The sequence below is a fragment of the Nonomuraea sp. NPDC049695 genome (assembly GCF_040674955.1).
Lineage (GTDB): Bacteria > Actinomycetota > Actinomycetes > Streptosporangiales > Streptosporangiaceae > Nonomuraea > Nonomuraea helvata.
The window spans coordinates 62,884-88,421 of record NZ_JBFANV010000026.1 but is presented as its reverse complement, the minus strand read 5'-3'; the positions used below and the strand labels follow the sequence as shown (position 1 = coordinate 88,421).

Here is a 25,538-nt window from a genome sequence, read left to right as displayed (position 1 = left end):
AGTGCGCGGTTACGCCGGCAGGGAGTCCAGCTGGGCGAGGAGCCGCGCCTTGCCCGATCGGTCCAGCCACGCGCTGAAGTCCATGAGGCCGGCGTGGGCCTCTCGCAGGGGTGCGAGGTCGGAGTCGTAGTAGGTCTCGTCGGCCCACGTGAAGACCTTGGCCACCTCGGGATCGTGCTCCCAGAGGACCTCGAGCGGGATCCGCGTGTGCGGCACCGGCCGGCCGGCCGCCGCGCTCAGCGCGTCGGCGATCTGCGGGGCGGTCAGCCTGTCGCCGGTGACGTCCACGGCCTTGCCCAGGTACGCGGCAGGATCCGCGAACGCCAGCGCGGCGAAGGCCCCGATGTCGTCGATGGCGACGAGCTGCATGACCAGGTCGTCTCGCCAGGGCACGTTGAGCGAGCCGTTCTGGAAGAACCGTGCCGGGCTGGTGAAGTCCTCCATGAACCCCGCGGGGCGCAGGATCGTCGCGGGGACCTCCAGGTCGCGGATGTGCTTCTCGATCTGCCACTTGTCGATGGCGCCCCAGCCGTGCTCCACGTAGAACCGGTTCTGGCTCTCGACGCCGCCGACTGACGAGTACACCAGGTGCCGCACGTCCGCGGCCTTGGCGGCGTCCGCGACGTTCTTGCCTTGGGCGATCTCGTTGTCGTTGGCGGACTGGACGCTGTAGATGCCGTACGCGCCGCTCGCTGCCGCGGTGATGGAGGCGCGGTCGTCGAGGTCGCCCCGGACGAGCTCGGCACCGGCGGCGGCGAGTTCGACGGCCGCCGGTGCGGTGTCGTCGCGAACGAGGGCGCGGACCCGCCAGCCGTCGGCCAGCAGGTGGCGGGCGGTGGCGCCGCCCTGGTTCCCGGTGGCGCCGATCACGAGGACGGTCTTGTCGCGAGTGTCCATGAGTTGCTCCTGCTTCAGGGGAGATCGCTGACGAGACGTGACTATATGACGATTTTCAAAAGTTAGTCAACTAAGGAATCCTCGTCTCTTCTGTAGACGATGTTTCCCTTTCGCGCTAACGTTGTCTGCGACAGAGACGACGTTGAGGGAACACCCGCGTCGGGCGTGGTAGTACTGGGAATCCGCGAAGGAGGCCGGACAGACAAGCAGGGGCACCCATGACCGAGCGCTACCTCGGTGTCCTCGGCATCGCCGAGGCCCTGAGCGTGACCAGGCATGCGGTGCACAAGTGGCGCAGCCGCTATTCGGACGACTCCGATCACCCGTTCCCTGTGCCGGACGTCGAGGTCGACGGGGCTCCCGGCTGGCGGCCGGATCGGCTGACGGAGATCGTGCAGTGGCGTGAGGGGCTGCCTGGCCGCGGCGCGGGCGGGGGGCGTCCTTCCCTCGCGCGTCAGGAGTACCTCAAGGAAGCGGCGGCGCGTGGCCTGACCCGTGACGAGGCGATACGCGCGCTGGCCACGTTCGGCGAAGAGTTTCCCGAGATGACCGAGCCGGAGATCTGCGCCTGGCTCGTCGGGAAATGGCGCAGCTAGCCCTTTCTCCAGACCTCATCAGCACAGAAGGCGATGACGCATGCCCGAAATCGGCCCAGAAATCGCCCCATTGATCGGCGGGAACACCGCACCGGGATTCGAAGCAGTACGTGAGGCGTTCGCGGCCAACCTGGCCGGCGGCGCGGACATAGGGGCCGCGGTCAGCGTCTACCTGCACGGCCGGAAGGTCGTCGATCTGTGGGGCGGGATCGCCGACCCCGAGACCGGCCGCCCGTGGGGCCGCGACACCCTGCAGCTCGTCTACTCCACCACCAAAGCCGTCACGGCCACCTGCGCCCTCCTGCTGGCCCAGCGGGGAGAGCTGGACCTCGACGCGCCTGTGGCCGAATGCTGGCCGGAGTTCGCGGCCAACGGCAAGGACCGCCTCCCGGTCCGCTGGCTGCTCACCCACCAGGCCGGGCTGCCCGCGCTCGACCACCCGGTCACGCCGGAGAAGGCGATCGCCTGGGAGCCCATGGTGGCGGCGCTGGCGGCCCAGCGTCCGTACTGGGAGCCGGGCACGGATCACGGCTACCACGGGCTCACGTACGGCTGGCTCGTCGGAGAGGTCGTCCGACGGGTGTCCGGCCGCAGCATCGGCACGTTCCTCGCGGAGGAGATCGCCGCACCGCTCGGGCTGGACCTGTGGATCGGGCTGCCGAAGACCGAGCAGCACCGGGTCAGCCGGATCATCGCGCCCCCGCCCGACTGGGAGGCCTTGGCCCGAATCGACCTGAACGCCCTACCCGAACCCATGCGCGAGGTCATGGCGGCCTACGCCGATCCGGCGTCGTTGACCAGGCGCTCGCTCGCCGTCGTCACACCCCCGCTGGACCACGACAGGCCGGAGGAGCAGGCCGCGGAGATGCCCGCGACCAACGGCATCTGCACGGCCCGCGCGCTGGCCCGCTTCTACGCCGCGCTCATCGGCGAGGTCGACGGGCACCGCATTCTCACCGCCGAGACCTTGGCCGCCGCCACCGCGGAACAGGTCAGCGGCATCGACCGCATCCTGCGCGTACCCGTCCGCATAGGCACCGGTTTCGGCCTCCCGACACCGGACGCGTTCTGGTACTCGCCCACCGCCTTCGGCTTCCCCGGCCGCGGCGGATCGATCGGCTTCGCCGACCCGGCGACCGGCCTCGCCTTCGGCTACGTCATGAACCGCGTCCTGGAAGGCGTGCCGGACCTGAGGGCCGCGAACCTCCTCGCCGCGGTCCAGAGCTCGATGAAGGCTCGCGGCCCCGGACAGCGCCCATGATCCTCAGAACGACCAGAGAGAAGCGGTGCCGTCCTTGCAGCCGGTGGCCAGGTGGCGGCCGTCCGGGCTGAAGGCGAGCGTGGTGACGGCCTTGCGATGAACGGCGTCCTCGGCGAGGAGAGCGGGGTGGTAGGGATCGGACACGTCCCAGAAGGCGACGCCGCCACGTATGTCTCCGGTGGCGGCCAGCGGCTCGGACGGGTGGAAGTCGGTGCTGCGCCACGCCCCCGGGCGGGCGCGGCCACGGGCCAGGTGCGCCACGGGTTCGCGACGGCGAGGCTCGTGCAGATCCCACAGGCAGACCCCGCCGAGCGTGCTGGCGGCCAGGAGCCTGCCGTCCGTGCTGCAGCGGAGCCAGCGGGCCCGGCCGTTGTTCGTCTCCAACGTCTGCGCCAGGCCCAGCTGTCCGCGCTCCGTGACCTGCCACAGGAAGACCGCTCCGCGCCTGTCAGGGCAGGCCAGGAACGCCCCGTCGGGCGAGAACGCCAGCGCGTCCACGGTGGGCGCCTTGATCTTCGTCTCGGCGAGTTTCCGCGGCGAGGCCGGCTCTCCCAAGTCCCACATCCGCAGCCGCCCGCCCGCGTGGCCGGTCGCCAGCATGCCCGTGCCGGGGCGGAAGGCCAGCGCGAAGGCCGCGCTCACGTCTCCTGAGGCGAACGCCGTCGAGCGGTCGTACCACTTGTGGACATAGAGCGACCGGATCGGACCGGAGTCCGGGCACTCCCACACCGAGGCCACGCGCATCCTGCCGCCGTTGGTCGCCACCACCGGCTGCCCGGGGTGAAAGCCTGCCGTGGTCACCGACTGCGGTCCGGTGCCGGGCCGTACGGCGCCGCGGGCGACCGGACCGTCCCCCGCGCTCAGACCCCACAGCGTGGTCTGCCGGCCCGCCCCCACCAGCAGCAGGTCACCGGCGGAGTTGAAGACGACGACGCTGATCCGCCCGTGCTCACCGGGCAGGGCGCTGACGAGTCGCAGGTTCACCGGTCCTCCTCGAGGTCCCACAGGACGACGGTCTGGTCAAGGCTGCCGGTGGCCAGCCGGCGACCGTCCGGGGTGAAGACCGCCGCGGTGGCAGTCCCTTGATTGCCGAGCGTCGCCACTCGTACCGGGCTGCGTGGGTCGGAGATGTCCCAGAGGATCGCGCACGACATCGACGTCCCGGTCAGGAGCAGGTGTCCCTGCGGGCTGAAGGCGGTGGTGAGAGCCGCGTCGTCGCTCGCCAGCCGCGTCTGACCGGTGATCCGCGCCAGCTGGGTGGGGCTGTCGCCCAGTCCCCAGATGCTCACGGTCGCGTCGCGCCCGGCGACCGCGAGCAGCCGCCCGTCCGGGCTGAAGACCGCGGCGAACACCCACCCCGAGCGACAGCGGAGGCGGTGGCGCACGGTCGGCTCCGACGGCTCTCGCACATCCCAGAGCAGCACGTTTCCGTCTCTTCCCCCGGTCGCCAGCCAGGCGCCGTCCATGCTGAACGCGACCGTGCGTACGGCCCTGCCGTGCCCGGTCAGCGTGGCCACGCGCGTCGGCGCGAACGGGTCCGAGAGGTCCCAGAGCCCGGCCGTCCTGTCCTGGCTGGCCGTCGCGAGCAGCGATCCGCCGGGGTGGAAGGCCAGACCGGCGACCGGCCGGCGGTGTCCCTTGAGTGAGGAGCCGCGGGTGGGCCTGCGCGGGTCGGAGATGTCCCAGAGCATGACCTGGCGGTCCCAGGATCCGGTCGCCAGGGTCCGCCCGTCCGGGCTGATCGCCACAGCGTCGATCCTCCGCACCTTGGTGGGGGCCATGCCGTGCCAGAATCTCGCGGCTTCGTCCCCCTCCGCCGTGTCCCACAGCACCGCTTCGGCGGCGCGGGTACCGGCGGCCAGGTGGCGTCCCTCCGGGGTGAAGGCCAGGCTGATCACGACGCCTCCGAGGCGTTCGGACCGGAAGACGGGCTCCGGATGCGGCAGCCGGGAGAGCTGGAGCGCGTCGCCGCCGATCGCCTCCGCGCGGCCGGCGAAGTGGTCGCGGATGATCCGGTGGGCGAACTGGTAGCCGCCACCGACCCGGTTCAGGATCAGGTGATCGGTCGCGTGGTCGAGGAAGGCGACCATGTCGGAGGGGATCAGCCGGTCACCGCGCAGCCGCCGGACCAGCAGGCGATGGCGCAGGTAGGAGTTGCCGCCGACACTGAACAGGCAGGCCAGGCCGGTGAGGAGCGCGGTCAGCCCGCCCAGCGGAAGGCCGGTGCCGGGCTCGAGGCCCTCGTAGCAGACCCCGCTCATGATCCCGGCCGCGAGGCCGTGCAGCGCCCCACGGACCAGGCCGCCCCTCCCGGCGGCCCGGATGCCTTTTCCGGGCACCTGCGGCCGCAACGCCGTCGGTGCGTCGGCGGACATGGACAGGATCTGCAGCTCCGTCACCAGCACCGCCGTGATCAGCGCCGCGACGATGCCCACCCCCATCGCCGTCCCCATGCTGACCCAGATCACAAAGAGCGTCGCCCGCCAGCGCTGGCGCCGCATGAACAGCTCCGGACTGATGTGGATCGGCTCGACCGGCTCGATCCCGCGCTGCGCCAGGAAGATCAGCACCAGGTCCAGCCCGAGCAGCGCCCCGGCGATCGAACTCGCGTACGGCAGGCTCACGGTGACGGAGATCAGCCAGATGAGCAGCGCTCCCGCCAGGCCCAGGATCGCGACCTCGAGCATCGGGAGCCCCAGTCGTAGCCACCTGGCCCCGCGCTGGTCGGGCAGCCAGTTGGGCTGCATCCAATCGGGATAGAAGTCGACCAGGTTGCGGTGGTGGAGCTCCCAGGCGATCCAGCTGAGCCAGCGATGCGAGTCGTCCGGCTGGTAAGGCCGGTCTTTGGGGCGTCGCAGTGCCTCGGCGGCCCCCCGGGGGCGTGCCAGCATGCGTTCGGCGTACGTGGCGACGATCGCGGCACGCCGTTCCTCGAGGTCACCCGGGCCGGGGACGGATACGGGGCCGGGTCCGGCGGAGATCGCCGCGACGAGGGAGAGCATCAGCGGGAAGGAGACGATCTGCGCGAGTTGCGCATCTGAGCGGATGGCGGCCAGCACGCCGGCGAGCGCGTCACCACCCGCCTGGAGGAACTCCTCGATCTGGCTCGGTGCTAAAGGGTGAATGACCACGGCCCCCTTGAGCCGCAGCTTGCCGGTGAGCGACTCGTAGTCGGCGGTCCTGCTGCACACGGCCAGCGGGACCAAGCCGTGCTCCCTGTTGTACTGGTTGATCGCCTGCAGGCAGGCCTCGCGCTCTTCGGACACCACCTCGTCGAGCCCGTCGAGCAGCACGGCGAAGCGATTTTCCGTCACCCACTTGGCCGCGGTCTCCGCCGGCATGCCGTACCGTTCGCGCAGCTCGTCGGCCAGCCACTTCGCCAGCGGTCCCTTCGCCACCGTCCAGGTGGCGAGCTGGAAGTAGACCGGGATGCGGCAGTCGGCGTCCTCTTCGGCCTGCCGTAGCAGGTCGCTGAGATAGGTCAGCAGCATCGCGGTCTTGCCGCTGCCCGGCTCGCCCAGCACCAGCAGATGGCCGTTGAAGCGCATCGCGATCTCCAGCAGCGAGGCTGCGCCCGCAAGCGGCTGGTCGGGCTGGTCGTACTCGCGGACCCAGGCGCCGAACGGGTGGTCGACGGCGCTGTTACGCAGGGTGGCACCGAGCTCGAGCCAATGAGGCTGCGCACGCCGGACGTCCGCCAGGACGCCGTCCACCCAGTACGCGCGCACGCAGGCCAGCAGTTGCGCCCGGATCTCCCGCTCCCTCGGGTCCGGAGCGGTGATGTGCTGCTGGATGAAGATCGCGCCGACGTTCTGCGCCGCCACGGACTGCTGCCCCGCGGCGACGATCGTCGGCCCGCCGCCCTGCGCCGTCACGGATTGCCGCACCTCGGTGCCCGTCTGCGCAAGTGCCTTCGGGCCCGCCTCGACGGCCCCCGCCTTCTGGGCCGCTCTGAGCGCGCTGATCTCCCCCAGCGCGACGGCGAGCTTGCCGGCGAAGACGGGATCGGCCGCGGCCTCTGCCGCCAGCGCGGCCGTGGTGGGGGACCGGCCGAGACGTTCGGTCACCAGGACGTGCAACCGCTCCAGAGCCGCGTCGAGCAACCGCGCGACGGGGGTATTCGAGCGCCCCGGCTTTCCGGCCGCCCATTCTTCCAGATAATGCACAACCAGATCGAGCTCGGACATCGATTCCTTCAGCCAGCTGTACACCTTATTTGCGGACCGAGCGTACGTGAACCGCTGACGACCGTTCCGCGGAAATGGCTAATTCGTGTTCAGGTGGTTGTGATCACCCGTGACGACGTTGCCGAAAATCGTCTGGGCGGCGACGGAACCCTCGCCGGAGGCCTCGATCCTCGGCTGTCCCCCTGACGGCGCCGTCGGCGGGACTGCTGCCTGGCGACGCGCGATGATCACGCTGTAGATCGACACGGCCAGGCCCGCGACCCCGACGAACAGCCCGGCACTGCTAGCGATTTTGTCTGATTTGTCGAGACCGACGCTGAAGAAGAGCCAGACGCCGAAACCGACCAGAATTACCCCACTTATGCCCGCGCCCCAGCGCAAGATCCTGGCCATGTTGTCATTATCCCATATATCGAGGAAAACGCCGCAGGTAATGAGCCATGCTGGAAAGTTGCCCAGCCACCTATGATCATCTAATGCGAAGATGCCTGTTGGTCCTCGCGCTGCTTCTGGCGGGATGCACCACGCCTTCTTCAGGGGAGGAGCCACCGCACCACCCGCAGGCGGCCCGCAACCCTGTGGCTCGACGCACGGTAAGGCCGAAGGCGGTTTATATGCCTGGCCTGGGCGTAGGAACCGAGGTCCCGTCCAGATCGTTCTCCTGAAGATCAGTGGCTGCGGCCAAGGAGGCGTATATGGGACTCACACCACAGAGCCATTCGTGGCTATGGGGTCAGGCGCGGGCCCGGCTGAAGAGCGCAGTGGTCACAGAGGCGGCCCCGCTTCTCGTTCTCGGCGTCATGGCCGCGAGCCTGCTGGGATTCTCCTGGCCCGCACTGTTATGGGGCCTGGGGCTGGCCATCCTGGACCTGGTGATTCCGGGCTTGCTGGTCCTCCTGCCATGGAGACTGACATCGGATCTGGCACGTCCCGACCTGGCCGGCCCCGCGACCACGGTTTTGAACCTGACGGCCGGCATTCTCATCGAGCTCGCCCGCATGGGCGTGGTGACGCTCCAGGACATGCAGCTTCGCGACGCCGTCTGGCTGGGGCTCGGTGTTCAGCTCATCGGTGTGCTGCTCGCCTTCGTGGTGTACGGCGGCAGAGCGATCCTTCGCCCGTCCCCGCTCGACCTGGAGCAGGCCGCGGCGGGCCGCTCGGACCCGTACTCCTATGGGCGCAGTCTGGCCTGGTTCGGCGGGAACGCGTTGGCGCAGGTGGGACTCTCGCTGCTGCTGGCGTTGAGCCCATGGCTGGCTCTTGTCACCGTACCCGTGGGCGCCTTCTGGAACGCTTTGATACACAGGGATCCAACGGATCGGCGCACGCGAGCACGCTGACAAGGCCGCGGCCCACCTCACTACGGGCGCCGCAACTCACCTGACGATCTTGAGATGGCCGTGGCCGCGGTGACCTCAGCAGCCAGAGCCGGTCGCGTTGTATCCGTAGCGTTTGATGATCGACTTCGATGCCACGGGGTGGCCCTTGGGCAGAACGGGGTCGGGCAAATCGGGCACTACGTGGCGCAGCCAGGTGCCCGTTGCGGCCGGGTAGCTTCGGCCGCTACGACGTCGTGCTCCCCTGAGAGCCACCGTTCCCCGGTGCCTGACAGGTCCACGACCGCGGCCGCCAGGTGGTCCAGAACCAGCGGTGCCCCGGGTCGGCCAAGTTGCGGGGGTGCCAGGCCATTCCGAGGTCGAGGGGTGCCAGGTCGGATCCCCGCCGGTACTGGCGGTCAAGCGAATCAGGGCTTCCGGTGGGCTCCAGCAGGTTTGCACGGTAACCGGTCAACGGGCGGGGACGCGAGCGGAGCGAGCGGGGTTGTCCGGGGGTCGAAGGGGGCGCGAGCCCCCTGGGAGGCGCTGTCTGAGCGGTTGTATGGCGCGTAGCGCCTCCCGATGCGAAGACCTTGCTTTTCGGCCCGGGACGGACTCAGCCTTTGACTGCGCCGACGATGACGCCCTTGATGAAGTGGCGCTGGACGAACGGGTAGATGGCGGCGACCGGGATCATGGCCAGCACGAGGACCGCCATCCGGACGGAGGTGACCGGGACGGCGGCCAGGCCCAGGCTGCTGGGGTCCACCGTGCCCGAGGCGGTCTGCATGGGGGCGCCGTCCAGCACGTAGGTCCGCAGCACCAGCTGCAAGGGCCACTTGGCGCTGTCGTTGAGGTAGAGCATGGCGTTGAAGAACGCGTTCCAGTACGACACCGCGTAGAACAGGCCGATCACCGCCAGCGCCGCCTTGGACAGCGGCAGCACGATCTTGCGGAAGATGAGGAAGTCGCTCGCTCCCTCGATCTTGGCGCTCTCGATGACCTCTCCGGGGATGCCCATGAAGAACGAGCGCAGCACGACCAGGTTGAAGGCCGAGATGGCGCCGGGCAGGATCAGCGACCAGTAACTGTCGATCAGGCCCAGGCTGTTGACCAGCAGGTATGAGGGGATGATGCCGGGTCCGAACAGGAAGGTCACCAGCACCGTGAACAGCAGTGGCCGATGCAGGAACGAGCCTGGCCGCGACAGCCCGTAGGCGGCCATGGCCGTGACGCTCAGGCTGATGGCCGTACCGACGATGGTGACACCCATGCTGACGAGGAGCGCCTTGACCACCACGCCGCCACCGAGCACCTCGGCGTAGGCCTGGAAGCTGAACCCGTCGGGGATCATCACGAGGCCGCCCGCCTCGTTGATGGCCTTCCCGGAGGAGATGCTCGTCAGCACCACGACGTAGATCGGGAAGACGATGACGAGCACCATGATGACGAGGCCGACCGCCTTGGTGAGCTTGCCGGCGATGGACGGCTCGTCGTCCCAGGTGGGTCGGAGCCGCGAGCGGGTGATGGACGTCATGAGACGGCCTCCGGAATGAGCATCGCAGGGAGCGCCGGCGGACGAGGAGTGGAGCGCAGGAGGTCGTCGGGAAATTCAGGAAATACTGTCATGAGCGCTGATAGATTCCCTGTTCGCCGAGCCGGTGTGCGATCTTGTTGGAGATCAGGATGAGGATCAGGCCGATCACGCCCTTGAAGAGGCTGGCCGCCGCTCCGATGCTGTAGTCGGCGGTCTGCAGGCCGAGCCAGTAGACGTAGGTGTCGATCACCTCGGCCGCGTCGGCGCCCACAGCGGACCGCTGGATCAGGAACTGTTCGAACCCGACGTTGAGCGCGTCACCCAACCGCAGGATCAGCAGCAGGATGATGACCGGACGGAGGCCCGGCAGTGTGATGTGCCACATCCGCCGCCACCTGGACGCTCCGTCGACCGCCGACGCCTCGTACAGGTTGGGGTCGATCGTGCTGAGTGCGGCCAGGAAGATGATCATGCCCCAGCCGGCGTCCTTCCACACCGACTGCGCCGTCACCAGGAGGAGGAACGTCTTGGGCTGGGTGGCCAGGTCGAAGCCCTCGAACCCGTGCTTGTCGAGCTCCTGCGCGATCAGCCCCGCCCCGCCCAGCATGTCCTGGAAAACCGTGACCACCAGCACCCAGGAGAAGAAGTGCGGCAGGTACACGACGTTCTGGATGAGCGCCCGCAACCGTGGCCGCAGCACGCTGTTGAGCAGGATCGCCAGCGCGATCGGCACGGGGAAGTAGAAGACGAGCTGGAACGCGGTGATCGTGAGGGTGTTGCGCGCGGCGTGCCAGAAGGCCGGATCGCCGAGCAGGTAGGCGAAGTTGCCGAACCCGACCCACGGGCTGCCCAGGATCCCGTCCACCGTCGAGTAGTCCTGGAACGCGATGACGTTCCCCAGCGTGGGGACGTAGTGGAACAGCAGGAGCAGTGCGAGGGCAGGAAGCGTCAGGAGCAGCAGCTGCCAGTCCCGCCGCAGCTTGGCGCGCAGGACCCCGGCTCTCCGCCTCCTGCCCGTGGTGGCCGCGGTGGGAACGGCGGTGTCCACAGCTGCCTGACCGCTAGATGCGGCCATTGTCCTTCAACACCTTCGTGTAGAACGTCCGGGCCTCCTCGCCGCCCGCGTCCCGCCACTGCTGCACGACGGTGGACAGGTCGGACAGGGGGCGGCGGCCCTTGACGATGTCGAGGACCTTGTCCTCCATCGGCTGCTGCGCGGCGGCCATCCGGGACGGGTCCTGGGTGCGCAGGCCCTTGAACGGGTAGTCCTCCACGCTCTTGTACCAGACGTCGAGGTAGTCCCCGTACGTCTTGATGTAGTCGGGCGTGTAGGGAGCCATGGGCTCGACCTGGTTGGCCAGGAAGAAGTAGGTGGGCGGCTGCGCCTCCTGCTGGCCCTTCTTGGTGTAGACGGGGAAGCCGTTGGCGTCCCTGTCCTTCCAGTCCGTGCCTTCCACGCCGTACTTCCAGGTGTGGTATTCCTGCGTGCCGATGGGCGCGGCCAGCCAGTTCAGGATGCGGAGGAGCTCCTCGACCTTCTCCTTGGGCAGGTCCTTCTTCAGGAAGACGAACATCCAGGCCGGGTCGGAGTACCACCCGTATGGCTGGCCGCCGTCGGCGGTCCAGTTGTGGGGCTGCATGTTGAAGTTGGGGTTGACCGGGCCCTGGCGGGCGATGGCCTCGTGCCAGGCGCCGGTCCCGTCGTCGTAGATCAGTGCCTGACCGCCCTCGAACAGCTCCTTGCTGGGGTCGTTGGCCGCTCCCGCCGCGACCACCTTGGGGTGGACCAGCTCCGCCTCGAAGAGCTTGCGCATGAAGGCGACGGCGTCGGCGTACTCCTTGGTCTCGTACTTGTGTTCGAGCTTGCCGTTCGCCAGCCGCCACTTCGACGGCACCCGGAAGGCCCGCTCGATCTCCTGGTGGATCGTGGCGAACGCCCAGCGCTTCTTGGACTTGTCGGTGAGCTGCTTGCCCAGCTCGAACAGCTCGTCGGCGTTGTTCCAGAGCTTGGCGCCGAGCGTGTCGAAGATGTCCTTGCGGTAGTACGTCATGCGGGCCGGGCCCTGGCCCGGGTGCGGGACGGACATGAGCTTGCCGTTCCACACGCCGAACGCCCAGGCCTCCTCGGAGATCGCGGCGAGCATCGGGTACTGCGCCGATTTGTCGCCGGACAGGTAGGGGCCGAGATCGAGGAAGAGCTTGTCCGCCTGGCGGTCGAAGTCGCCGAGCTTCTGGATGATGAAGCTGGGGATGGCCGTGAGGTCGCCGACGTTGCCCGCCGCGAGGATTGGCGCGATCTTGTCCCCGAAGCTGTTGCCGTCGATGATCTGGAGCTTGACCGTGGCCCCGAGCGACTTGTTGACCAGATCGTAGTAGGGGTTCGGGCTCGGCGGCGGCGGCCCCCAGAGCGGGATGATCGCCGTGTAGCTCCCGCCGGCTCCGGGGGTTTGCGGGATGGCCTTGACCAGGTCCTTCGGATAGGTGTTGAAGCCGATCGCGATCGGCGTGTTCACGTCGGGGGTGACGCCCTTGTAGGGGATGTGCTTGGGCAGCAGCTGGGCCAGCTTGTCGACGGCCTCGGCCTTGCCTGTGCCCTTGCGGGCCACGGGCTGGCTGCACGCGGCGGACATCAGCGTCACGCCGGCCAGGGTCAGGAATCCGCGGCGAGTCGTGTTGGTTGCCATGGCTCGCTCCCTTCTTTCCGAGCGGGGATGGCCTCATAAAATTAGTTGGTATTCCGGCCAAACAAATTAGTAGACTGTGACCGTAGCCACAAGGGATCGCGACGGTCACAGGTTGGTGAAGGGAGCCCACGATGCGGCATGCTGGGGTCACCTCTTGGCGGGAACGGGGCTGATATTGATCACTTCTACGACCGGTCCTCAGCCGGCCGACTTCGCCGACGTACGGGCCACCAACCTCGCGGTCGTGCTGCGGTTCGTCCGGGAGCACGCGCCCTGCTCGCGGGCCGACATCGCGGCCTCCACCGGGCTCAACAAGGCGACGGTCTCCAGCCTGGTCGCGGACCTCATCGACCGGCGGCTCGTGCGTGAGACGGGGCTGACCGAGAACCGGGTCGGCCGGCCCGCCACGATGCTGGTGCTGGACGGCTCCCCGTACGCCGCCATCGGCGTCGAGATCAATGTCGACTACGTGTCCGCCGTGGCCACCGACCTGGCGGGGGAGCGGCTGCTGACGTGGCGGCGCTCGTTCTCGGGCGGCGACTCCGTCAACCAGGGGGTGGCGGGGGTCGGCGCGATCATCAGGCGGGTGGTCAGCCGCATGGCCAAGGAGGAGCGCCAGGTCATGGGGCTCACCGTGGCCGTGCCGGGGCTGGTCGACGTGCAGGGCACCGTACGCATCGCGCCCAACCTCGGCTGGCGTGACGCCGACCTCGGCGGAGACCTGGCCAAGGCGCTGCGCGACCCCGGCTTCCCCGTCCAGGTCGACAACGACGCCAACCTCGCCGCCCTGGCCGAGCAGCGCTTCGGCGCGCACTCCGGGGCCTCCGACCTGATCTATCTCACCGGGGAGATCGGCGTGGGCGCGGGCATCATCCTCGACGGGCGGCTGCGCCGCGGCAGCCTCGGGTTCAGCGGCGAGATCGGCCACGTCCAGCTCGACCCCGACGGCCCCGAGTGTCACTGCGGGCGCCGCGGCTGCCTGGAGGTCATGGCCGGGATCGGCGCCGTGCTGGGCAAGGACCCGTCGCCGGCCGAGATCCAGGTGGAGATCGAGGAGTCCGTACGGCTGGCCCGCGCCGGCGACCCCGCCACCCTGGCGACGCTGGAGTCGGTGGGCCGCAGCCTCGGCAAGGGCGTGTCCATCCTGGCGAACCTGCTCAATCCCCAGGTGGTGATCCTCGGCGGCTACTACGTCCCGCTGGCGCCGTGGCTCCTGCCCGCCGTCCAGGACGAAATGGGCGACCGCGTGATCGCCGCGGAGGCCGGCGGCTGCCAGGTGGTCGCCTCGACGCTGGGCCATGACGCGGCGGCGCTCGGCGGCGCCGCGAGGGTGCTGGACTCCATAGATTCAGGAAGATTGCCCCGAGTCCCTTGACCTGGGTCACGGGGGCGGGCACTCTTCAGTCAATCTACCGAAATGTCCCCGTAACTTCCCGAGGCCGGTCGTCGAAGCGCTTCGACACTCTCAGAGGGATGACCATGCAAGAACCCTTCCGCGACCCCGCTGTTCCGATTCCCGACCGGATCGACGACCTGGTGCGCCGGCTGACCCTCGAGGAGAAGGTGGGCCTGCTGCACCAGTACCAGGCCCCGGTCGAGCGGCTGGGCCTCGGGGCGTTCCGCACGGGCACCGAGGCGCTGCACGGGCTGGCCTGGCTCGGCCCCGCCACCGTCTTCCCCCAGGCCGTCGGGCTCGCCTCGACGTGGGACCCCGACCTCGTGCGCAGGGTGGGCGAGGCGACCAGTGACGAGGTGCTGGCCTTCCACCACAAGGACCCGGCGGGCGCGGGCCGCAACGTGTGGGCTCCCGTGGTGAACCCGCTGCGCGACCCCCGCTGGGGACGGAACGAGGAGGGCTACTCCGAAGATCCGTGGTTGACCGGTGTCATGGCCGCGGCCTATGCGCGCGGACTTCGTGGGAGCGCTCCCGAAGTTCTCAAGACCGCCCCCACGCTCAAGCACTTCCTCGCCTACAACAACGAGACCGACCGCTGCACGACCTCCAGCAACCTGCCGCCGAGGGTGCTGCACGAGTACGAGCTGCCCGCCTTCAGGCCGGCCATCGAGCAGGGCGTGGCCGTGGCGGTCATGCCGTCGTACAACCTGGTCAACGGCCGCCCGGCGCACCTCAGCCCGCTGATCGGGCAGGTGCTGCGCGCGTGGGCGCCCGACGACCTGCTGGTGGTCAGCGACGCGTACGCGCCGGGCAACCTCACCGCGCTCCAGGGCTACCACGACACGCTGCCCGAGGCGTACGCGCACGCGATCAAGGCGGGGCTCGACAGCTTCACCCAGGACGACGACCGCTCCGAGGCCACGCTCGGCCACCTGCGCGAGGCGCTCGCGAAGGGCCTGATGAGCGAGGAGGACGTGGACGGGGCCGTCCGCCACGCGCTGTCGATCAGGTTCCGGCTGGGGGAGTTCGACCCCGGGACGCCGTACGACGACGTCAACGGGAACGTGGTCAACTGCCCCGAGCACCAAGGGCTGGCCAGGGAGGCGGCGCGGCGCTCGTTCGTGCTGCTGAAGAACGACGGGGTGCTGCCGCTCGACGGCGTGACGAAGATCGCGGTGATCGGGCAGCTCGGCGACGCGCTCATGGAGGACTGGTACAGCGGCACCCTCCCGTACGCGGTCACCGCCCGCCAGGGGCTGGGCGAGCGGTGCGAGACCGTGTTCTGCGAGGCCGTGGACCGGGTGACGCTGTCGTCGGAGTCCGGGCCCGTGGCCGCCGACCCCGCGGGCGGGCCGCTGAGCGTGGGGGCTGCCGAGGCAGGCACGTTCGACCTGTTCGACTGGGGCGGCGGGGCCTACGCGCTGCGGGCCGTGGCGACCGGCCGGTTCGTGTCGGTGGACGGCGTCACGCTGGTGAACGACCAGCCGGGGCCGAACGGGTGGGAGGTGCGCCAGACGTTCAGGATGGAAGAGCGGCCGCGCGGCACGCTCGCCCTGCGCCACATCTCGACCGGCTGCTATGTCGGCGCGGGCGACGACGGCGTGCTGCGCCTGGTGGACGACGCCGACCAGGCGGTCTGGCTGGCCATGGAGGTGGTCAGGAGCGGCACCGAGCAGGCCGCCCGCCTGGCCGCCGCGGCCGACGTCGCGGTCGTGGTGGTCGGCGACCACCCGCTCGTGAACGGCCGCGAGACCGAGGACCGCATGACGCTGGCCCTCGCCCCCGCCCAGGACGCCGTGGTGCGGGCCGCCCGCAAGGCGAACCCGCGTACCGTCATGGTCGTCACCAGCGGCTACCCGCTGACCTGGACCGACGACGAGATCCCGGCCGTGCTCTGGTCGGCGCACGGCGGCCAGGAGTACGGCCACGCGCTGGCCGAGGTGCTCTTCGGCGACGCCGACCCGGAGGGCCGCCTCACCCAGACGTGGTACCGCTCGGAGCAGGAGCTGCCCGACCTGCTCGACTACGACATCATCGCCTCAGACGCCACGTACCTGTACTTCCGCGGCGTCCCGCTCCACCCGTTCGGCCACGGCCTCAGCTACACCACCTTCGACTACGCGGACCTGCGCGTACACCTGGAAGGCGATGTGGTCAGAGCCGAGGCCACCGTGACGAACACCGGCGCCAGGCCCGGCGTCGAGGTCGTCCAGTTCTACACCCACCAGCAGCGCTCCCGCGTCAAGCAGCCGCTGCGCCGCCTGCGCGGCTTCGAGAAGGTACGCCTCGCGCCCGGCGAGAGCCGCGCCGTCACGCTGACGCTGCCCGTCTCCGAGCTGGCCTTCTGGGACGTGACCAGGGGCGGGTTCGTCGTGGAGAGCGCGTCGCACCAGCTCATGGTCGGCCGCAGCGCCACCGACCTGCGCCTGAGCGCCCGCTTCGAGGTCGACGGCGAGACCGTCCCGCCCCAGTCGGGGGTGCTGCGCGCCGCCGCCCACGACGAGTACGACGCGATCACGTTCGTGGACGAGACCAAGGTGGACGGCGACGCTGTCAGGTCCGACGCGGAGGGCGCGTGGATCCTGTTCCGGCAGGTGGACCTCGGTGCCGCCACGACCTGCGTGGCGACGGCGGGCAGCACGGAGGGCGGCGTGATCACCATCCGCCGCGGCGACCCCCTCTACGGCCAGGCCCTCGCCACGTTCCCGGTGCCCAGGACCGACCGTTACGGCTATCACGCCATCACCGCCTCGCTCCCGGCAGCGGACGGGGTGGACGATCTGTATGTGGTGTTCGAGAACGACGGCGTGACGCTGGTCCAGCTCGACTTCGGAGCCGGGGCTTGAGCGGGCGCACGGTCACGATCGCCCAGGTCGCCAAGCACGCGGGCGTGGCCGTCAGCACGGTCTCCTACGTGCTCAGCGGCAAGCGGACGATCTCGGCCGACACCAGGCGGCGGGTGCTCGACAGCATCAGCACGCTCGGCTACCACCCGAACGCCGGCGCCCGTGCCCTGGCCAGCAAGCGCTCCAACGTGATCGCGCTGGTGCTGCCGCTGCGGGCGGGCATGCACGTGCCCGTCCTGATGCGCTTCGCCAGCGCCGTGGTCACGGCCGCGCGCCGCTTCGACCACGACGTGCTGCTGCTGACCGCCGACGAGGGCACTGCCGGCATCCGGCGGGTGGCCGCGAGCGCGCTGGTGGACGCGCTGGTGCTCATGGACGTCGAGCTGGACGACCGCCGGGTCCCGCTGCTGCGCGAGCTGCCCGAGCCGAGCGTGCTCATCGGCTTCCCCGCCGAGCCGGCCGGGCTGACGTGCGTGGACCTCGACTTCGCCGCCGCGGGCGCGCGGTGCGTGGAGCATCTGGCCGAACGCGGTCACGAGGAGATCGCGCTGCTCGGTGCACCGTCGGTGGTGTACGAGCGGGGGACGGGGTTCGCCCGCCGGACGCGCGAGGGGTTCGTGGAGGCGGTGGAGGCCCACCGGCTCAAGGGCGTCGCACTGCCGTGCGAGGAGACGTTCGACGAGGTCCACGAGACCGTGCGCGACCTGCTCCTCGACCATCCCGGCCTGTCCGGGCTGGTGGTGCACAACGAGGCGGCGGTCAGCCACGTGCTGGCGGCGCTGCGCCAGCTCGGCCGGCGGGTGCCGCACGACGTGGCGGTGGTCGCGATCTGCCCCGACGACGTGGCCGAGCGCGCCGGCCCGCCCCTCACCTCGGTGCTGATCCCCGCGGAGGAAGTGGGCCGCGAGGCGGTCCGCCTGGTCATGGAGAAGCTCGAAGGCCGCGTGGTGCCCGACTCCACCCTGCTCGCTCCCCTCCTGGCGGTCCGCGCCAGCACCTGACGCGAACCTCCCCTCCGCCTAAAGGTTACCCAGCGTAGCGAGTCGAGTACGTCAAGCCCCTGCCCGTTTTTGGGTTCTATGTGGTTCGGTGTCGCTTTCGGGGGCAGGCTGGCGGAGGCAAGGGGAGGAATGATGACTACGTCTGTGCAACCGGCGGCGACCGGCCAGATGGCCGGACGTCCGTCTCCGACGGGCCTGGCCGACGTCATCGACACGATTCTCGACAAGGGTCTCGTGATCGACGCCTACGTCAGGGTCTCGCTCGTCGGCATCGAGGTCCTCACGGTCGACGCACGCGTCGTCGTGGCCAGCGTCGACACGTACCTGCGGTTCGCGGAGGCCGCGAACCGGCTCGACATGGCCGAGACCGGGGAGCAGGGGCTGCCCGAGGTCCTGGAGACCACGAAGGGCGCTCCCAGCCCGGACCGTGCCAAGAAGGTGGTCCAGGGGGTCCTGGAGGCGGCGGACGAGAAGCTGACCGACATCGTCGAGAGCCACGGCATGAAGAAGAAGGCACCTCGCCGGCGCGAAGAGGAAGAGTGAGGGAGATGGGACGATCCACCAAGGTTTCCGGCGGCTCCGTACCCAAGCAGGCCACGCCGCGGCAGCAGAACATCGCGTCATACCTCTACGGAGTCGTGCCCGCGGACCTGAAGCTCGCCTCGGACGACCGTGGGCTAGGTGACCCGCCCGGCGAGGTCCAGCTCGTACGGCACGGCGAGGTCGCCGCCCTCGTGAGCGACGTGAACGTGGACGAGCCCCTGGGCCAGCCGGGCGACCTGCTGGCCTACGAGCGGCTGCTCGACTCCGTCGCCGCCAAGGGGCCCGTGCTCCCGTTCCGGTTCGGCGCGGTGCTGGCCGGCCCGGAGGCGATCGTGGAGGAGCTGCTCACGCCGTTCCACGACGAGTTCCTGGGTGCGCTGCGGGATCTCGAAGGGCAGGCCGAGTACATCGTCAAGGGCCGTTACGTGGAGTCCGCGCTGATGAGGGAGATCCTGGCGGAGAACCCGGAGGCCGCCGGCCTGCGCGAGGCCATCCGCGGCCAGGCGGAGGACGTGACCAGGAACGAGCGGATCAGGCTCGGGGAGCTCATCGCGGCCACGATCGAGGCCAAGCGCGACCTGGACACCCGCACGCTGCTCGACGCGCTCTCCTCGCACTACTCGACGGCGATGGTACGGCCGCCGTCGCACGAGCAGGACGCCGTGCACGTGGCCATGCTGGCCAAGACCGGCGGGCAGCGGGCGCTCGAGAAGGCGCTCGGCGAGCTCGGCGAGACCTGGGACGGACGGGTGAGCCTCCGGCTGCTCGGGCCGCTCGCGCCCTACGACTTCGTGATCGCGCAGGAGCCGGGGGCATGACTCATGGGACTGCTTGGGCTGATCTTCGGGCTGCCGTTCGCGCCCTTCCGCGGGCTGCTCTGGCTCGCCGAGCTGTTCCAGGAGCAGGTCGACATGGAGACCAGGAACCCCGCCTCGGTCAGGCGGCACCTGGAGGAGATCGAGGCGGCCAGGGAGGCCGGGGAGATCACCGAGGAAGAGGAGAGCCAGGCGGTCGAGCGGGTTCTCCAGCTGATGGCCGCGGGGCGGAGGTAATCGCATGATCGAGAAGCGCCCCACGGCCACCCGGCCGCGTGAGGCCCGTGAAGTCCGTGAGCCCAGGCGGAGGGGGTTGACGGCCGCGACGGCCGGTGAGGCCGGGCTCCAACATATCGCCGATCTCACCACGAAGCAGATCGAGGGCGTTACGGCCGTCGAACCGATAGAGGGCGGCTGGAAGGTCGGCGTGGAGGTCGTCGAAGACCGCCGCATCCCCTCATCGGGCGACATCCTCGCCCTTTACCAGACCGAGATGGACACGGAGGGGAACTTGCTGTCATATCGGAGGCTACGGCGGTACCGGCGCTCCAACGCCGACACCGGTGAGGCGTTGTGACGTGGACAGGGCAGGAACGGCCACCCCTGTGGTGCGCCAGCCGTACGGGGGCTCGAGCCGCGAGCCGGCCAATCTCGGGGACATCCTGGAGCGCGTGCTCGACAGAGGTGTGGTGATCGCCGGCGACATCCGGGTGAACCTGCTGGACATCGAGCTGCTCACGATCAAGCTGCGCCTGCTGATCGCCTCGGTGGACACGGCCAGGGAACTGGGCATCGACTGGTGGCAGCACGATCCCTGGCTGTCCGGGCGGGACCGCGAGCTGATCGAGGAGAACCGCCGCCTGCGCCGCCAACTCGCCGCGAGGGGCGAGGAATGACCGACACCGGCACGTACGTGTACGCGGTCGCCCGCGCTGCCGTCGAGTGCCCTGACGGCGTCGCGCCGGTGCGTACGGTCGCCGGGGCCGGCCTGGTGGCCTACGTGAGCACGGTGCCGCTGGACGAGTTCGGGGAGGAGCCCCTGCGCCGCTCCCTGGAGGACCTGGACTGGCTGGCGGTGACGGCCCGCGCCCATCACCGCGTGGTGGAGGCCGTGGCGGCCGCCACCCCGACGGCGCCGGTCCGGCTCGTCACCGTGTACGCGGACGACGCCCAGGTGCGGGACCTGCTGGAACGGCGCAGGGACGACTTCCTGGAGGTGCTCTCGCACGTCACGGGGAGGAGGGAGTGGGGCGTCAAGGCGTACGTGGGGCCGGGCGCGGCCGCTCCGGACGCCAGGGGCGGCGATCGGGAAGACGACACAGGAAAGCCCGGGACCGCGTATCTCCAGCGCCGCCAGGCGAGCCTGCGCGGCCGGGAGCGGGCCCGCCGGCAGATCGCCGGCCGCGCCGAGCACATTCACGCCGCCCTGTCGTCGCTCGCCGTCGCGAGCTGCCGCCACCGCGCCCAGGACCCTCAGCTCTCCGGCCGGAACGAGGCGATGCTGCTGAACGGCGCCTACCTCGTGGACGAGAGCCGCGACGAGGAGTTCGCCGCGACGGTCGGCAGCCTCGGCGGGGACGGCGTGGAGGTGCGTCTCACCGGCCCGTGGGCCCCGTACTCCTTCACGGTCATGGAGGCGTGTTGAGACGTGACGTGGTGGCCGACGACCGGATCCCGCCCGAACGCGTGGCCCTCGTGGACCTCCTCGACCGGCTGCTGGAGGGCGGCGTCGTCCTGACCGGCGACCTCGTCCTGTCGATCGCGGACGTGGACCTCGTACGCATCTCGCTCCGTACGATCATCGTGTCGATCGAGGGGGATGAGGCCGCGTGAGCGTCGACCGTCCCAGCCTGCGCATAGCCGCCGACTCGGAGACGATCGAGCACGACCTGAGCCGCCTCGTGCTCACGCTGGTCGAGCTGATCCGCCAGCTCGTGGAGCGCCAGTGCGTACGGCGCATGGAGCAGGGGAGCCTGTCGGACGAGCAGATCGAGGCCCTCGGGGTGACCTTGATGCGCCTGGAGGAGGCGATGACCGATCTCTGCGACCGCTTCGGCCTGGCGCCCGAGGACCTCAACCTGGACCTGGGGCCTCTCGGCACCCTTCTCTAGCGCCTCGTGGTTCTGATGCCGCGAAACAGGGCGAACTTTCGTCACGTTAGCATCAGCCGGGTGGATGGCTCCGGGTCGGTGGAGGTGTTCGAGGGGCAGCGGGTGCGGCTGTTCGGGCTGGCGTACCGGCTGCTCGGCTCCGCCTCCGAGGCCGAGGACATGGTGCAGGAGACGTACCTGCGGTGGAGTCGTGCCTCCGGGCCCGTCGAGGTGCCCGCCGCGTGGCTGACCAAAGTGATCACCAACCTCTGCCTCAACCAGCTCGCCTCCGCGCGGCGGCAGCGGGAGAGCTACGCGGGGCCGTGGCTGCCGGAGCCGGTGCTCACCGCTGACGGCGCGCTCGGTCCGCTGGAGACCGTCGAGCAGCGCGAATCCGTGTCGCTGGGCGTGCTGATCCTGCTGGAACGGCTGACGCCGACGGAGCGGGCGGTGTTCGTGCTGCGGGAGGCGTTCGGGCACAGCCACGCGGAGATCGGCGACATCCTGGACGTCGACGAGGCCCACTCCCGGCAGCTCCACCGGCGGGCCAGGGCGCACGTGGGGGAGCCGCGCAAGCGGTTCGAGAGCGACCGGGAGCATCACCGCCGCATCGTGAAGGGGTTCCTGGAGGCGACCATGACCGGGGACGTCGCCGCCTTGGAGCGGTTGCTCGCCGAGGACGTGGTCGCCTGGGCCGACGGTGGCGGCGCGACCGCGGCACGCCGGCCCGTGCTCGGACTGGCCAAGGTGGTGCGCTACCTGGGCGGGTTGCCGTCGCGGCCGGAGGCGGCCGGGGTGCGGGCCGAGGTCCTGGACGTCAACGGGGAGCCCGCGGTGCTGGTCCGGGGGCCGGGCGGTGACGTGGTGGCGATCATGGCTCTCGAGGTCGCCGGGGACCGCGTCGTCGCGATCCGGACCATGGTCAGCCCGGCCAAACTCGCCTTCACCGCCGCCCAGCTCGCCTGATCCCGCGACCGCCGCGCCGGGTGGGGGGCTGGTGTGAGCGCGATCACAGGGCGGTCGTGTCACGGACGGGCGGGCTCGCCGGTTCAAGTGGGGACTTCGGATTCTGGAGGAACCATGACCGACCACATCGTGGTGCTGGGCGCCGGATACGCGGGGCTGGGGGCGGCCAAGCGGGCCGCCCGGCGGCTGCGGGGCGCGGACGTCCGGGTGACGCTGGTCAACGCGACCGACCGTTTCGTGGAGCGCATCCGGCTCCACCAGCTCGCCGCGGGCCAGCGGCTGCCCGACCTGCCGCTGGCCGGCCTGCTCGCCGGCACCGGCATCGAGCTGGTGGTCGCCCGGGTGATCGGGATCGACCCGGAGGCGAGGACGGTGCGCCTGGACGCGGCACCGTACGACCTCTCCTATGACGTGCTGGTCTACGCGCTCGGGAGCGCCGCCGAGCTGGACGCCGTGCCGGGGGTGCGCGAGCACGCGTACACGCTGGCCACCGCCGACGGGGCCGTCCGGTTGCGGGCGCGGCTCGCGGAGACCCGCGAGGTGACCGTGATCGGCGGTGGGCTGACCGGCATCGAGGCCGCGACCGAGTTCGCCGAGACCGTCCCCGGGCTGCGCGTCTGCCTCGTCTCCGCCGGCCTGATCGGGGAGGGGCTCTCCGCACGGGCCCGCCGCCACCTCCACCGGGCCTTCTCCCGCATGGGCATCGCCGTACGCGAGCACGCGCCGGTCGTCAAGATCGGGCCCGGCGGCCCGCTGCTGGAGTCCGGGGAGGAGCTGCGCTCCGAGACCGTGGTGTGGGCGGCCGGGTTCCGCGTGCCCGATCTCGCCGCCGCGGCGGGGCTGGCCACGGACCGGCACGGCCGCATGCTCGTGGACCGGTCACTGCGGTCGGTGTCACATCCGGAGGTGTTCGGCATCGGCGACGCCGCGGCGGCCGACCGGAGCGGGCGGCCGACCCGGATGGCCTGCCAGACGGGCCTGCCCATGGGGATCTACGCGGGCGAGGCGGTGGCCGACCTGCTGACCGGGCGTAAGCCGCGGCGCGCCAGGTTCCGGTACGTCTGGCAGAACATCAGCCTGGGCCGGAACGACGGCGTCACCCAGTTCACCAGGAAGGACGACAGTCCGGTCGACGCCGTGCTCACCGGCCCGGCCTCCGCGGCCTTCAAGGAGACCATCTCGCGCGGCACCGTCTGGGCTATGCGCCATCCGGGCCCGTACCGGCCGTTTCCACGGTGATCGCCCACCGCTCGTGGTCCCGCCACGCGCCGTCGATGTACTGGAAGTTGGGCGAGTAGCCCTCTCGCCGGAAGCCGACGCGCTTGATCAGGCTCAGGGAGTGGGCGTTCGTGGGCTGGATGTTCGCCTCGATGCGGTGCAGCCCCAGCTCGCCGAACGCGTACCGGACCAGCAGCCGTAGCCCTTCGGTCAGGTAGCCGCGCCCGGTCGTGGAGGCGTAGGCGCAGTACCCGAGGGTGCCGTCCTGGCGCGTGCCCCTGACGATGTTGTTGATGTTGGCCCGGCCCACGATGGCGCCGGTGTCCAGCCGGCAGATCACGAAGCCCTCGTTGGCCGGTCCGTCGAAGCGCGCCACGTACCCCTCGAAGACCTCGTCGGTGGTGATGGGGTCGCCGGGCATCCAGCGGGCGAGGAGGTCGGCGCTCTCCCGGTTCAGGGTCAGGAATTCGGCGCGGTCCTCGAGGCTGATGCGGCGGATCCCGACGCGGGTCCCCTCGGCGAGGTGGGTCACTTATCCGATATTACGGATCTTGAGGCCGGAAAGTGTCGTCCCCTTCGGCCAAGCTGTACCGCGTCCGTTCCTGACCGAAGGGTTGTCACCGTGCCGATTCAGGTCGCCAGCCGCCGTCGTTCGGCCGCCTCGCTCGCCAAGGCCCATCCCGGCGCCGAGATCATCGACGTGACCTCCAAGGCAAGTGAGCCATGGGTGAGGATGAGCCCGTTCTTCCCGCACGGCGGCATCCCCGTCCCGCAGACCCCGGGCGTCTACAGTCAGACAGTCGAGGGGATCTGGCAGGCGCTCAAAGTCTTCGAAACCGCCGACGTCGACGCTGCCAAGCTCGACATCACCAACATGACCGGCCTCAAACGCACCGTGCGAAAGCACGGGCCGGTGCGCGGCCACCGGGACGGCCTCTACGGCAGCCGGTTACTGACCTACCAGACCGCACGACGCCGCATCTACCTTCCCGCCTACCGCTGGGTCCTGGAGAACAGGGTGAGCAGTCTCGTGAAGCGCTTGCGACGGCTCGCTGACAGCTGCGATGTCGTTCTTCTCGACTACACGACCAACGGCGACGTCGACGACCCCGCCACCCCGCTGTCTCATGCCGCGCTTGTCTGCCTCTACATCGAGGGCCGATGGCCTGAGAAAGCTTGAGTTCAGGAGCGTCGGGAGAGCGGCCTAAGGAAAATTTGTGAGCGCCATCTCCGCCAAGTCGAGCAGCTGCTCATCGGAGTCGCTTCGAGCAATACTTTCAACCGACTCGCGAAGAGAATCCCACGGCGTGTACATGGAAGCGATCACAGCCGCTCGCCGTACGTCCAAATGGGCCGACACAAGGCCGTCCTTGATCACATCATGGACATCAGGAGAATATTCGGAAGCTGTAGCTGCGAGCATCATCAGCAGCAGAACCCTGGCATTCCACTCGGGTGCTCCCCGGTAGAGCTCGACAAGCTCGCTCGACTCCACCACCTCGAACCATGCCGAAACTTCCTGGCGAGCATCGCGCACGTCCATGTCAGCAACACCCGAGATGGAATCATTCTCCATCACCAGATAAGCAATACCCAGAACCTCGTCGTCCACAAGGTGGACGCCAACTCCGCTCGGCGTGGCCCAGACCAACTCTTCAGGAGAAGAATCGCCGGCAGGATGATGGCCTTGAAATGCCCAATCATGGCGCTCCGCAAAACCAGCAAGAACAGGTATTTCGACAGCATCCCGAAAGACCAGATTCAATCGCATGGGCACTCCGGTTCAATACAATCACATCGCTGTGTCGGGGTCGGCGTCCCGCACAAGGGTAGCGACCGATCACGACACTTTCGATCACGGGGGAGGCCTACCCGCTTGCTCGCGCCCGGCATCCCACGAAATCGCAGGCCCATGTCGGCCACGCCCTGGCGGACGTGATGGCCGCGCGCCCAGACCATCGTCAATATGACGAAGCACACCCTGACGATCAGTCGTCAGGCCGTGGTGTATTGCCGTCGTATTCGGCCGTAACCGAAGAAGCGCGCCGTACGCCGCCTTGACCCCGATCTCCGGCCACGCGTCGCGGGTTGCGGCCAGGGGGTTCACCGACTCTGCGACGACGCCCAACCCCTGGCGCAGGTGCTCCTCCGCCAGGGGATAGCCGACCAGGTAGCCCGCGGGGCC

Annotated in this window: 25 protein-coding genes and 1 pseudogene; 17 read left to right on the top strand and 9 right to left on the bottom strand. The window is 69.7% G+C overall.

The annotated features are described in order from the left end of the window. Positions 1–9 precede the first annotated feature (9 nt). Entirely contained in the window at positions 10–897 is an 888-nt protein-coding gene (locus AB0J64_RS23270; protein WP_364030161.1) for an NmrA family NAD(P)-binding protein, read from the bottom strand. A gap of 218 nt (positions 898–1,115) precedes the next feature. Between AB0J64_RS23270 and AB0J64_RS23265 the strand changes: the two genes are divergently transcribed. Together AB0J64_RS23265 and AB0J64_RS23260 are read left to right on the top strand one after the other, a co-directional pair. After that, the gene (locus tag AB0J64_RS23265; RefSeq protein ID WP_364030158.1) at positions 1,116–1,493 is read left to right on the top strand and encodes a hypothetical protein; all 378 of its coding nucleotides are present in this window, start codon (positions 1,116–1,118) and stop codon (positions 1,491–1,493) included. Positions 1,494–1,533: 40 nt separating this feature from the next. Next, positions 1,534–2,754, top strand: coding sequence for a serine hydrolase domain-containing protein (locus tag AB0J64_RS23260; RefSeq protein WP_364030155.1), 1,221 nt, complete (start codon positions 1,534–1,536; stop codon positions 2,752–2,754). Between the two features lie 3 nt (positions 2,755–2,757). On the opposite strand, the gene AB0J64_RS23255 is transcribed toward AB0J64_RS23260, so the two are convergent. From AB0J64_RS23255 to AB0J64_RS23245, 3 genes are all read right to left on the bottom strand, one after another. Next, positions 2,758–3,738: a hypothetical protein gene (locus tag AB0J64_RS23255; RefSeq protein WP_364030152.1), complete on the bottom strand. Its 981-nt coding sequence runs from the start codon at positions 3,736–3,738 to the stop codon at positions 2,758–2,760. Beyond that, on the bottom strand, positions 3,735–6,941 hold the full coding sequence (locus tag AB0J64_RS23250; RefSeq protein WP_364030149.1) for an NACHT domain-containing protein: 3,207 nt from the start codon (positions 6,939–6,941) through the stop codon (positions 3,735–3,737). The genes AB0J64_RS23255 and AB0J64_RS23250 overlap by 4 nt, the downstream gene beginning before the upstream one ends. Before the next feature lie 78 nt (positions 6,942–7,019). After that, positions 7,020–7,334, bottom strand: a complete 315-nt coding sequence (locus AB0J64_RS23245; RefSeq protein WP_364030146.1) for a hypothetical protein — start codon at positions 7,332–7,334, stop codon at positions 7,020–7,022. A gap of 407 nt (positions 7,335–7,741) precedes the next feature. Here AB0J64_RS23245 and AB0J64_RS23240 point away from each other — a divergent pair, with 407 nt between their 5' ends. Continuing rightward, positions 7,742–8,281, top strand: coding sequence for a hypothetical protein (locus AB0J64_RS23240; protein WP_364030143.1), 540 nt, complete (start codon positions 7,742–7,744; stop codon positions 8,279–8,281). A 592-nt stretch (positions 8,282–8,873) separates the two neighbouring features. On the opposite strand, the gene AB0J64_RS23235 is transcribed toward AB0J64_RS23240, so the two are convergent. The 3 genes from AB0J64_RS23235 to AB0J64_RS23225 form a co-directional block, all read right to left on the bottom strand. Continuing rightward, positions 8,874–9,794, bottom strand: a complete 921-nt coding sequence (locus AB0J64_RS23235) for a carbohydrate ABC transporter permease (protein WP_364030140.1) — start codon at positions 9,792–9,794, stop codon at positions 8,874–8,876. Positions 9,795–9,882: 88 nt separating this feature from the next. Then, positions 9,883–10,869 carry an ABC transporter permease subunit gene (locus AB0J64_RS23230; RefSeq protein WP_364030137.1) on the bottom strand — a complete coding sequence of 329 codons (987 nt, stop codon included), beginning with the start codon at positions 10,867–10,869 and terminating at the stop codon, positions 9,883–9,885. Continuing rightward, on the bottom strand, positions 10,856–12,478 hold the full coding sequence (locus AB0J64_RS23225) for a sugar ABC transporter substrate-binding protein (protein ID WP_364030134.1): 1,623 nt from the start codon (positions 12,476–12,478) through the stop codon (positions 10,856–10,858). Before AB0J64_RS23225 ends, AB0J64_RS23230 begins: the two co-directional genes overlap by 14 nt. A 175-nt stretch (positions 12,479–12,653) precedes the next feature. On the opposite strand from AB0J64_RS23225, the gene AB0J64_RS23220 reads away from it, so the two are divergent. The 13 genes and pseudogenes from AB0J64_RS23220 to AB0J64_RS23160 all read left to right on the top strand — a co-directional run bounded on the left by AB0J64_RS23220 (position 12,654) and on the right by AB0J64_RS23160 (position 23,374). Beyond that, complete coding sequence (locus AB0J64_RS23220) at positions 12,654–13,853, top strand: ROK family transcriptional regulator (protein WP_364030131.1); 1,200 nt, start codon at positions 12,654–12,656, stop codon at positions 13,851–13,853. A gap of 98 nt (positions 13,854–13,951) precedes the next feature. After that, complete coding sequence (locus AB0J64_RS23215; protein WP_364030128.1) at positions 13,952–16,720, top strand: glycoside hydrolase family 3 C-terminal domain-containing protein; 2,769 nt, start codon at positions 13,952–13,954, stop codon at positions 16,718–16,720. Next, a complete protein-coding gene (locus AB0J64_RS23210) occupies positions 16,717–17,721 on the top strand; it encodes a LacI family DNA-binding transcriptional regulator (RefSeq protein WP_364030125.1) in 1,005 nt (334 codons plus the stop codon). The genes AB0J64_RS23215 and AB0J64_RS23210 overlap by 4 nt, the downstream gene beginning before the upstream one ends. Before the next feature lie 168 nt (positions 17,722–17,889). Continuing rightward, positions 17,890–18,063 (top strand): annotated as a pseudogene (gene gvpJ / locus AB0J64_RS23205) (gas vesicle protein GvpJ); the annotation flags it as partial. Positions 18,064–18,269: 206 nt separating this feature from the next. Next, positions 18,270–19,082, top strand: coding sequence for a GvpL/GvpF family gas vesicle protein (locus AB0J64_RS23200; RefSeq protein WP_364030122.1), 813 nt, complete (start codon positions 18,270–18,272; stop codon positions 19,080–19,082). 3 nt (positions 19,083–19,085) lie between these two features. Further along, the gene (locus AB0J64_RS23195; RefSeq protein ID WP_344997071.1) at positions 19,086–19,316 is read left to right on the top strand and encodes a gas vesicle protein GvpG; all 231 of its coding nucleotides are present in this window, start codon (positions 19,086–19,088) and stop codon (positions 19,314–19,316) included. Between the two features lie 4 nt (positions 19,317–19,320). Next, positions 19,321–19,656 (top strand): gas vesicle protein GvpO, encoded by a 336-nt coding sequence (gene gvpO, locus AB0J64_RS23190; RefSeq protein WP_364030119.1) that lies wholly within the window; start codon positions 19,321–19,323, stop codon positions 19,654–19,656. Position 19,657: 1 nt separating this feature from the next. Continuing rightward, complete coding sequence (gene gvpJ, locus AB0J64_RS23185; RefSeq protein ID WP_364030116.1) at positions 19,658–19,975, top strand: gas vesicle protein GvpJ; 318 nt, start codon at positions 19,658–19,660, stop codon at positions 19,973–19,975. After that, on the top strand, positions 19,972–20,724 hold the full coding sequence (locus tag AB0J64_RS23180; protein ID WP_364030113.1) for a GvpL/GvpF family gas vesicle protein: 753 nt from the start codon (positions 19,972–19,974) through the stop codon (positions 20,722–20,724). Before gvpJ (AB0J64_RS23185) ends, AB0J64_RS23180 begins: the two co-directional genes overlap by 4 nt. Next, on the top strand, positions 20,721–20,912 hold the full coding sequence (locus tag AB0J64_RS23175; RefSeq protein ID WP_364030110.1) for a gas vesicle protein: 192 nt from the start codon (positions 20,721–20,723) through the stop codon (positions 20,910–20,912). Before AB0J64_RS23180 ends, AB0J64_RS23175 begins: the two co-directional genes overlap by 4 nt. Then, positions 20,909–21,190 carry a gas vesicle protein K gene (locus AB0J64_RS23170; protein ID WP_364030107.1) on the top strand — a complete coding sequence of 94 codons (282 nt, stop codon included), beginning with the start codon at positions 20,909–20,911 and terminating at the stop codon, positions 21,188–21,190. Before AB0J64_RS23175 ends, AB0J64_RS23170 begins: the two co-directional genes overlap by 4 nt. A 60-nt stretch (positions 21,191–21,250) precedes the next feature. Next, positions 21,251–22,135, top strand: coding sequence for an RNA polymerase sigma factor SigJ (sigJ, locus tag AB0J64_RS23165; RefSeq protein ID WP_364030104.1), 885 nt, complete (start codon positions 21,251–21,253; stop codon positions 22,133–22,135). 114 nt (positions 22,136–22,249) lie between these two features. Beyond that, the gene (locus AB0J64_RS23160; RefSeq protein WP_364030101.1) at positions 22,250–23,374 is read left to right on the top strand and encodes an FAD-dependent oxidoreductase; all 1,125 of its coding nucleotides are present in this window, start codon (positions 22,250–22,252) and stop codon (positions 23,372–23,374) included. On the opposite strand, the gene AB0J64_RS23155 is transcribed toward AB0J64_RS23160, so the two are convergent. After that, positions 23,334–23,885, bottom strand: coding sequence for a GNAT family N-acetyltransferase (locus AB0J64_RS23155; protein ID WP_364030098.1), 552 nt, complete (start codon positions 23,883–23,885; stop codon positions 23,334–23,336). The two genes, AB0J64_RS23160 and AB0J64_RS23155, sit on opposite strands and share 41 nt — an antisense overlap. 90 nt (positions 23,886–23,975) lie before the next feature. On the opposite strand from AB0J64_RS23155, the gene AB0J64_RS23150 reads away from it, so the two are divergent. Then, positions 23,976–24,533: a hypothetical protein gene (locus tag AB0J64_RS23150; RefSeq protein ID WP_364030095.1), complete on the top strand. Its 558-nt coding sequence runs from the start codon at positions 23,976–23,978 to the stop codon at positions 24,531–24,533. A 24-nt stretch (positions 24,534–24,557) separates the two neighbouring features. On the opposite strand, the gene AB0J64_RS23145 is transcribed toward AB0J64_RS23150, so the two are convergent. Continuing rightward, on the bottom strand, positions 24,558–25,124 hold the full coding sequence (locus AB0J64_RS23145; RefSeq protein WP_364030092.1) for a hypothetical protein: 567 nt from the start codon (positions 25,122–25,124) through the stop codon (positions 24,558–24,560). Positions 25,125–25,538 lie beyond the last annotated feature (414 nt).

Excerpts from the sequence above, each read along its gene's own strand:
- AB0J64_RS23270 (WP_364030161.1), bottom strand. The coding sequence starts at position 897 with ATGGACACTCGCGACAAGACCGTCCTCGTGATCGGCGCCACCGGGAAC.
- AB0J64_RS23265 (WP_364030158.1), top strand. The coding sequence starts at position 1,116 with ATGACCGAGCGCTACCTCGGTGTCCTCGGCATCGCCGAGGCCCTGAGC.
- AB0J64_RS23260 (WP_364030155.1), top strand. The coding sequence starts at position 1,534 with ATGCCCGAAATCGGCCCAGAAATCGCCCCATTGATCGGCGGGAACACC.
- AB0J64_RS23250 (WP_364030149.1), bottom strand. The coding sequence starts at position 6,941 with ATGTCCGAGCTCGATCTGGTTGTGCATTATCTGGAAGAATGGGCGGCC.
- AB0J64_RS23245 (WP_364030146.1), bottom strand. The coding sequence starts at position 7,334 with ATGGCCAGGATCTTGCGCTGGGGCGCGGGCATAAGTGGGGTAATTCTG.
- AB0J64_RS23240 (WP_364030143.1), top strand. The coding sequence starts at position 7,742 with ATGGCCGCGAGCCTGCTGGGATTCTCCTGGCCCGCACTGTTATGGGGC.
- AB0J64_RS23235 (WP_364030140.1), bottom strand. The coding sequence starts at position 9,794 with ATGACGTCCATCACCCGCTCGCGGCTCCGACCCACCTGGGACGACGAG.
- AB0J64_RS23230 (WP_364030137.1), bottom strand. The coding sequence starts at position 10,869 with ATGGCCGCATCTAGCGGTCAGGCAGCTGTGGACACCGCCGTTCCCACC.
- AB0J64_RS23225 (WP_364030134.1), bottom strand. The coding sequence starts at position 12,478 with ATGGCAACCAACACGACTCGCCGCGGATTCCTGACCCTGGCCGGCGTG.
- AB0J64_RS23215 (WP_364030128.1), top strand. The coding sequence starts at position 13,952 with ATGACCATGCAAGAACCCTTCCGCGACCCCGCTGTTCCGATTCCCGAC.
- AB0J64_RS23200 (WP_364030122.1), top strand. The coding sequence starts at position 18,270 with ATGGGACGATCCACCAAGGTTTCCGGCGGCTCCGTACCCAAGCAGGCC.
- AB0J64_RS23195 (WP_344997071.1), top strand. The coding sequence starts at position 19,086 with ATGGGACTGCTTGGGCTGATCTTCGGGCTGCCGTTCGCGCCCTTCCGC.
- gvpO (WP_364030119.1), top strand. The coding sequence starts at position 19,321 with ATGATCGAGAAGCGCCCCACGGCCACCCGGCCGCGTGAGGCCCGTGAA.
- AB0J64_RS23180 (WP_364030113.1), top strand. The coding sequence starts at position 19,972 with ATGACCGACACCGGCACGTACGTGTACGCGGTCGCCCGCGCTGCCGTC.
- AB0J64_RS23160 (WP_364030101.1), top strand. The coding sequence starts at position 22,250 with ATGACCGACCACATCGTGGTGCTGGGCGCCGGATACGCGGGGCTGGGG.
- AB0J64_RS23145 (WP_364030092.1), bottom strand. The coding sequence starts at position 25,124 with ATGCGATTGAATCTGGTCTTTCGGGATGCTGTCGAAATACCTGTTCTT.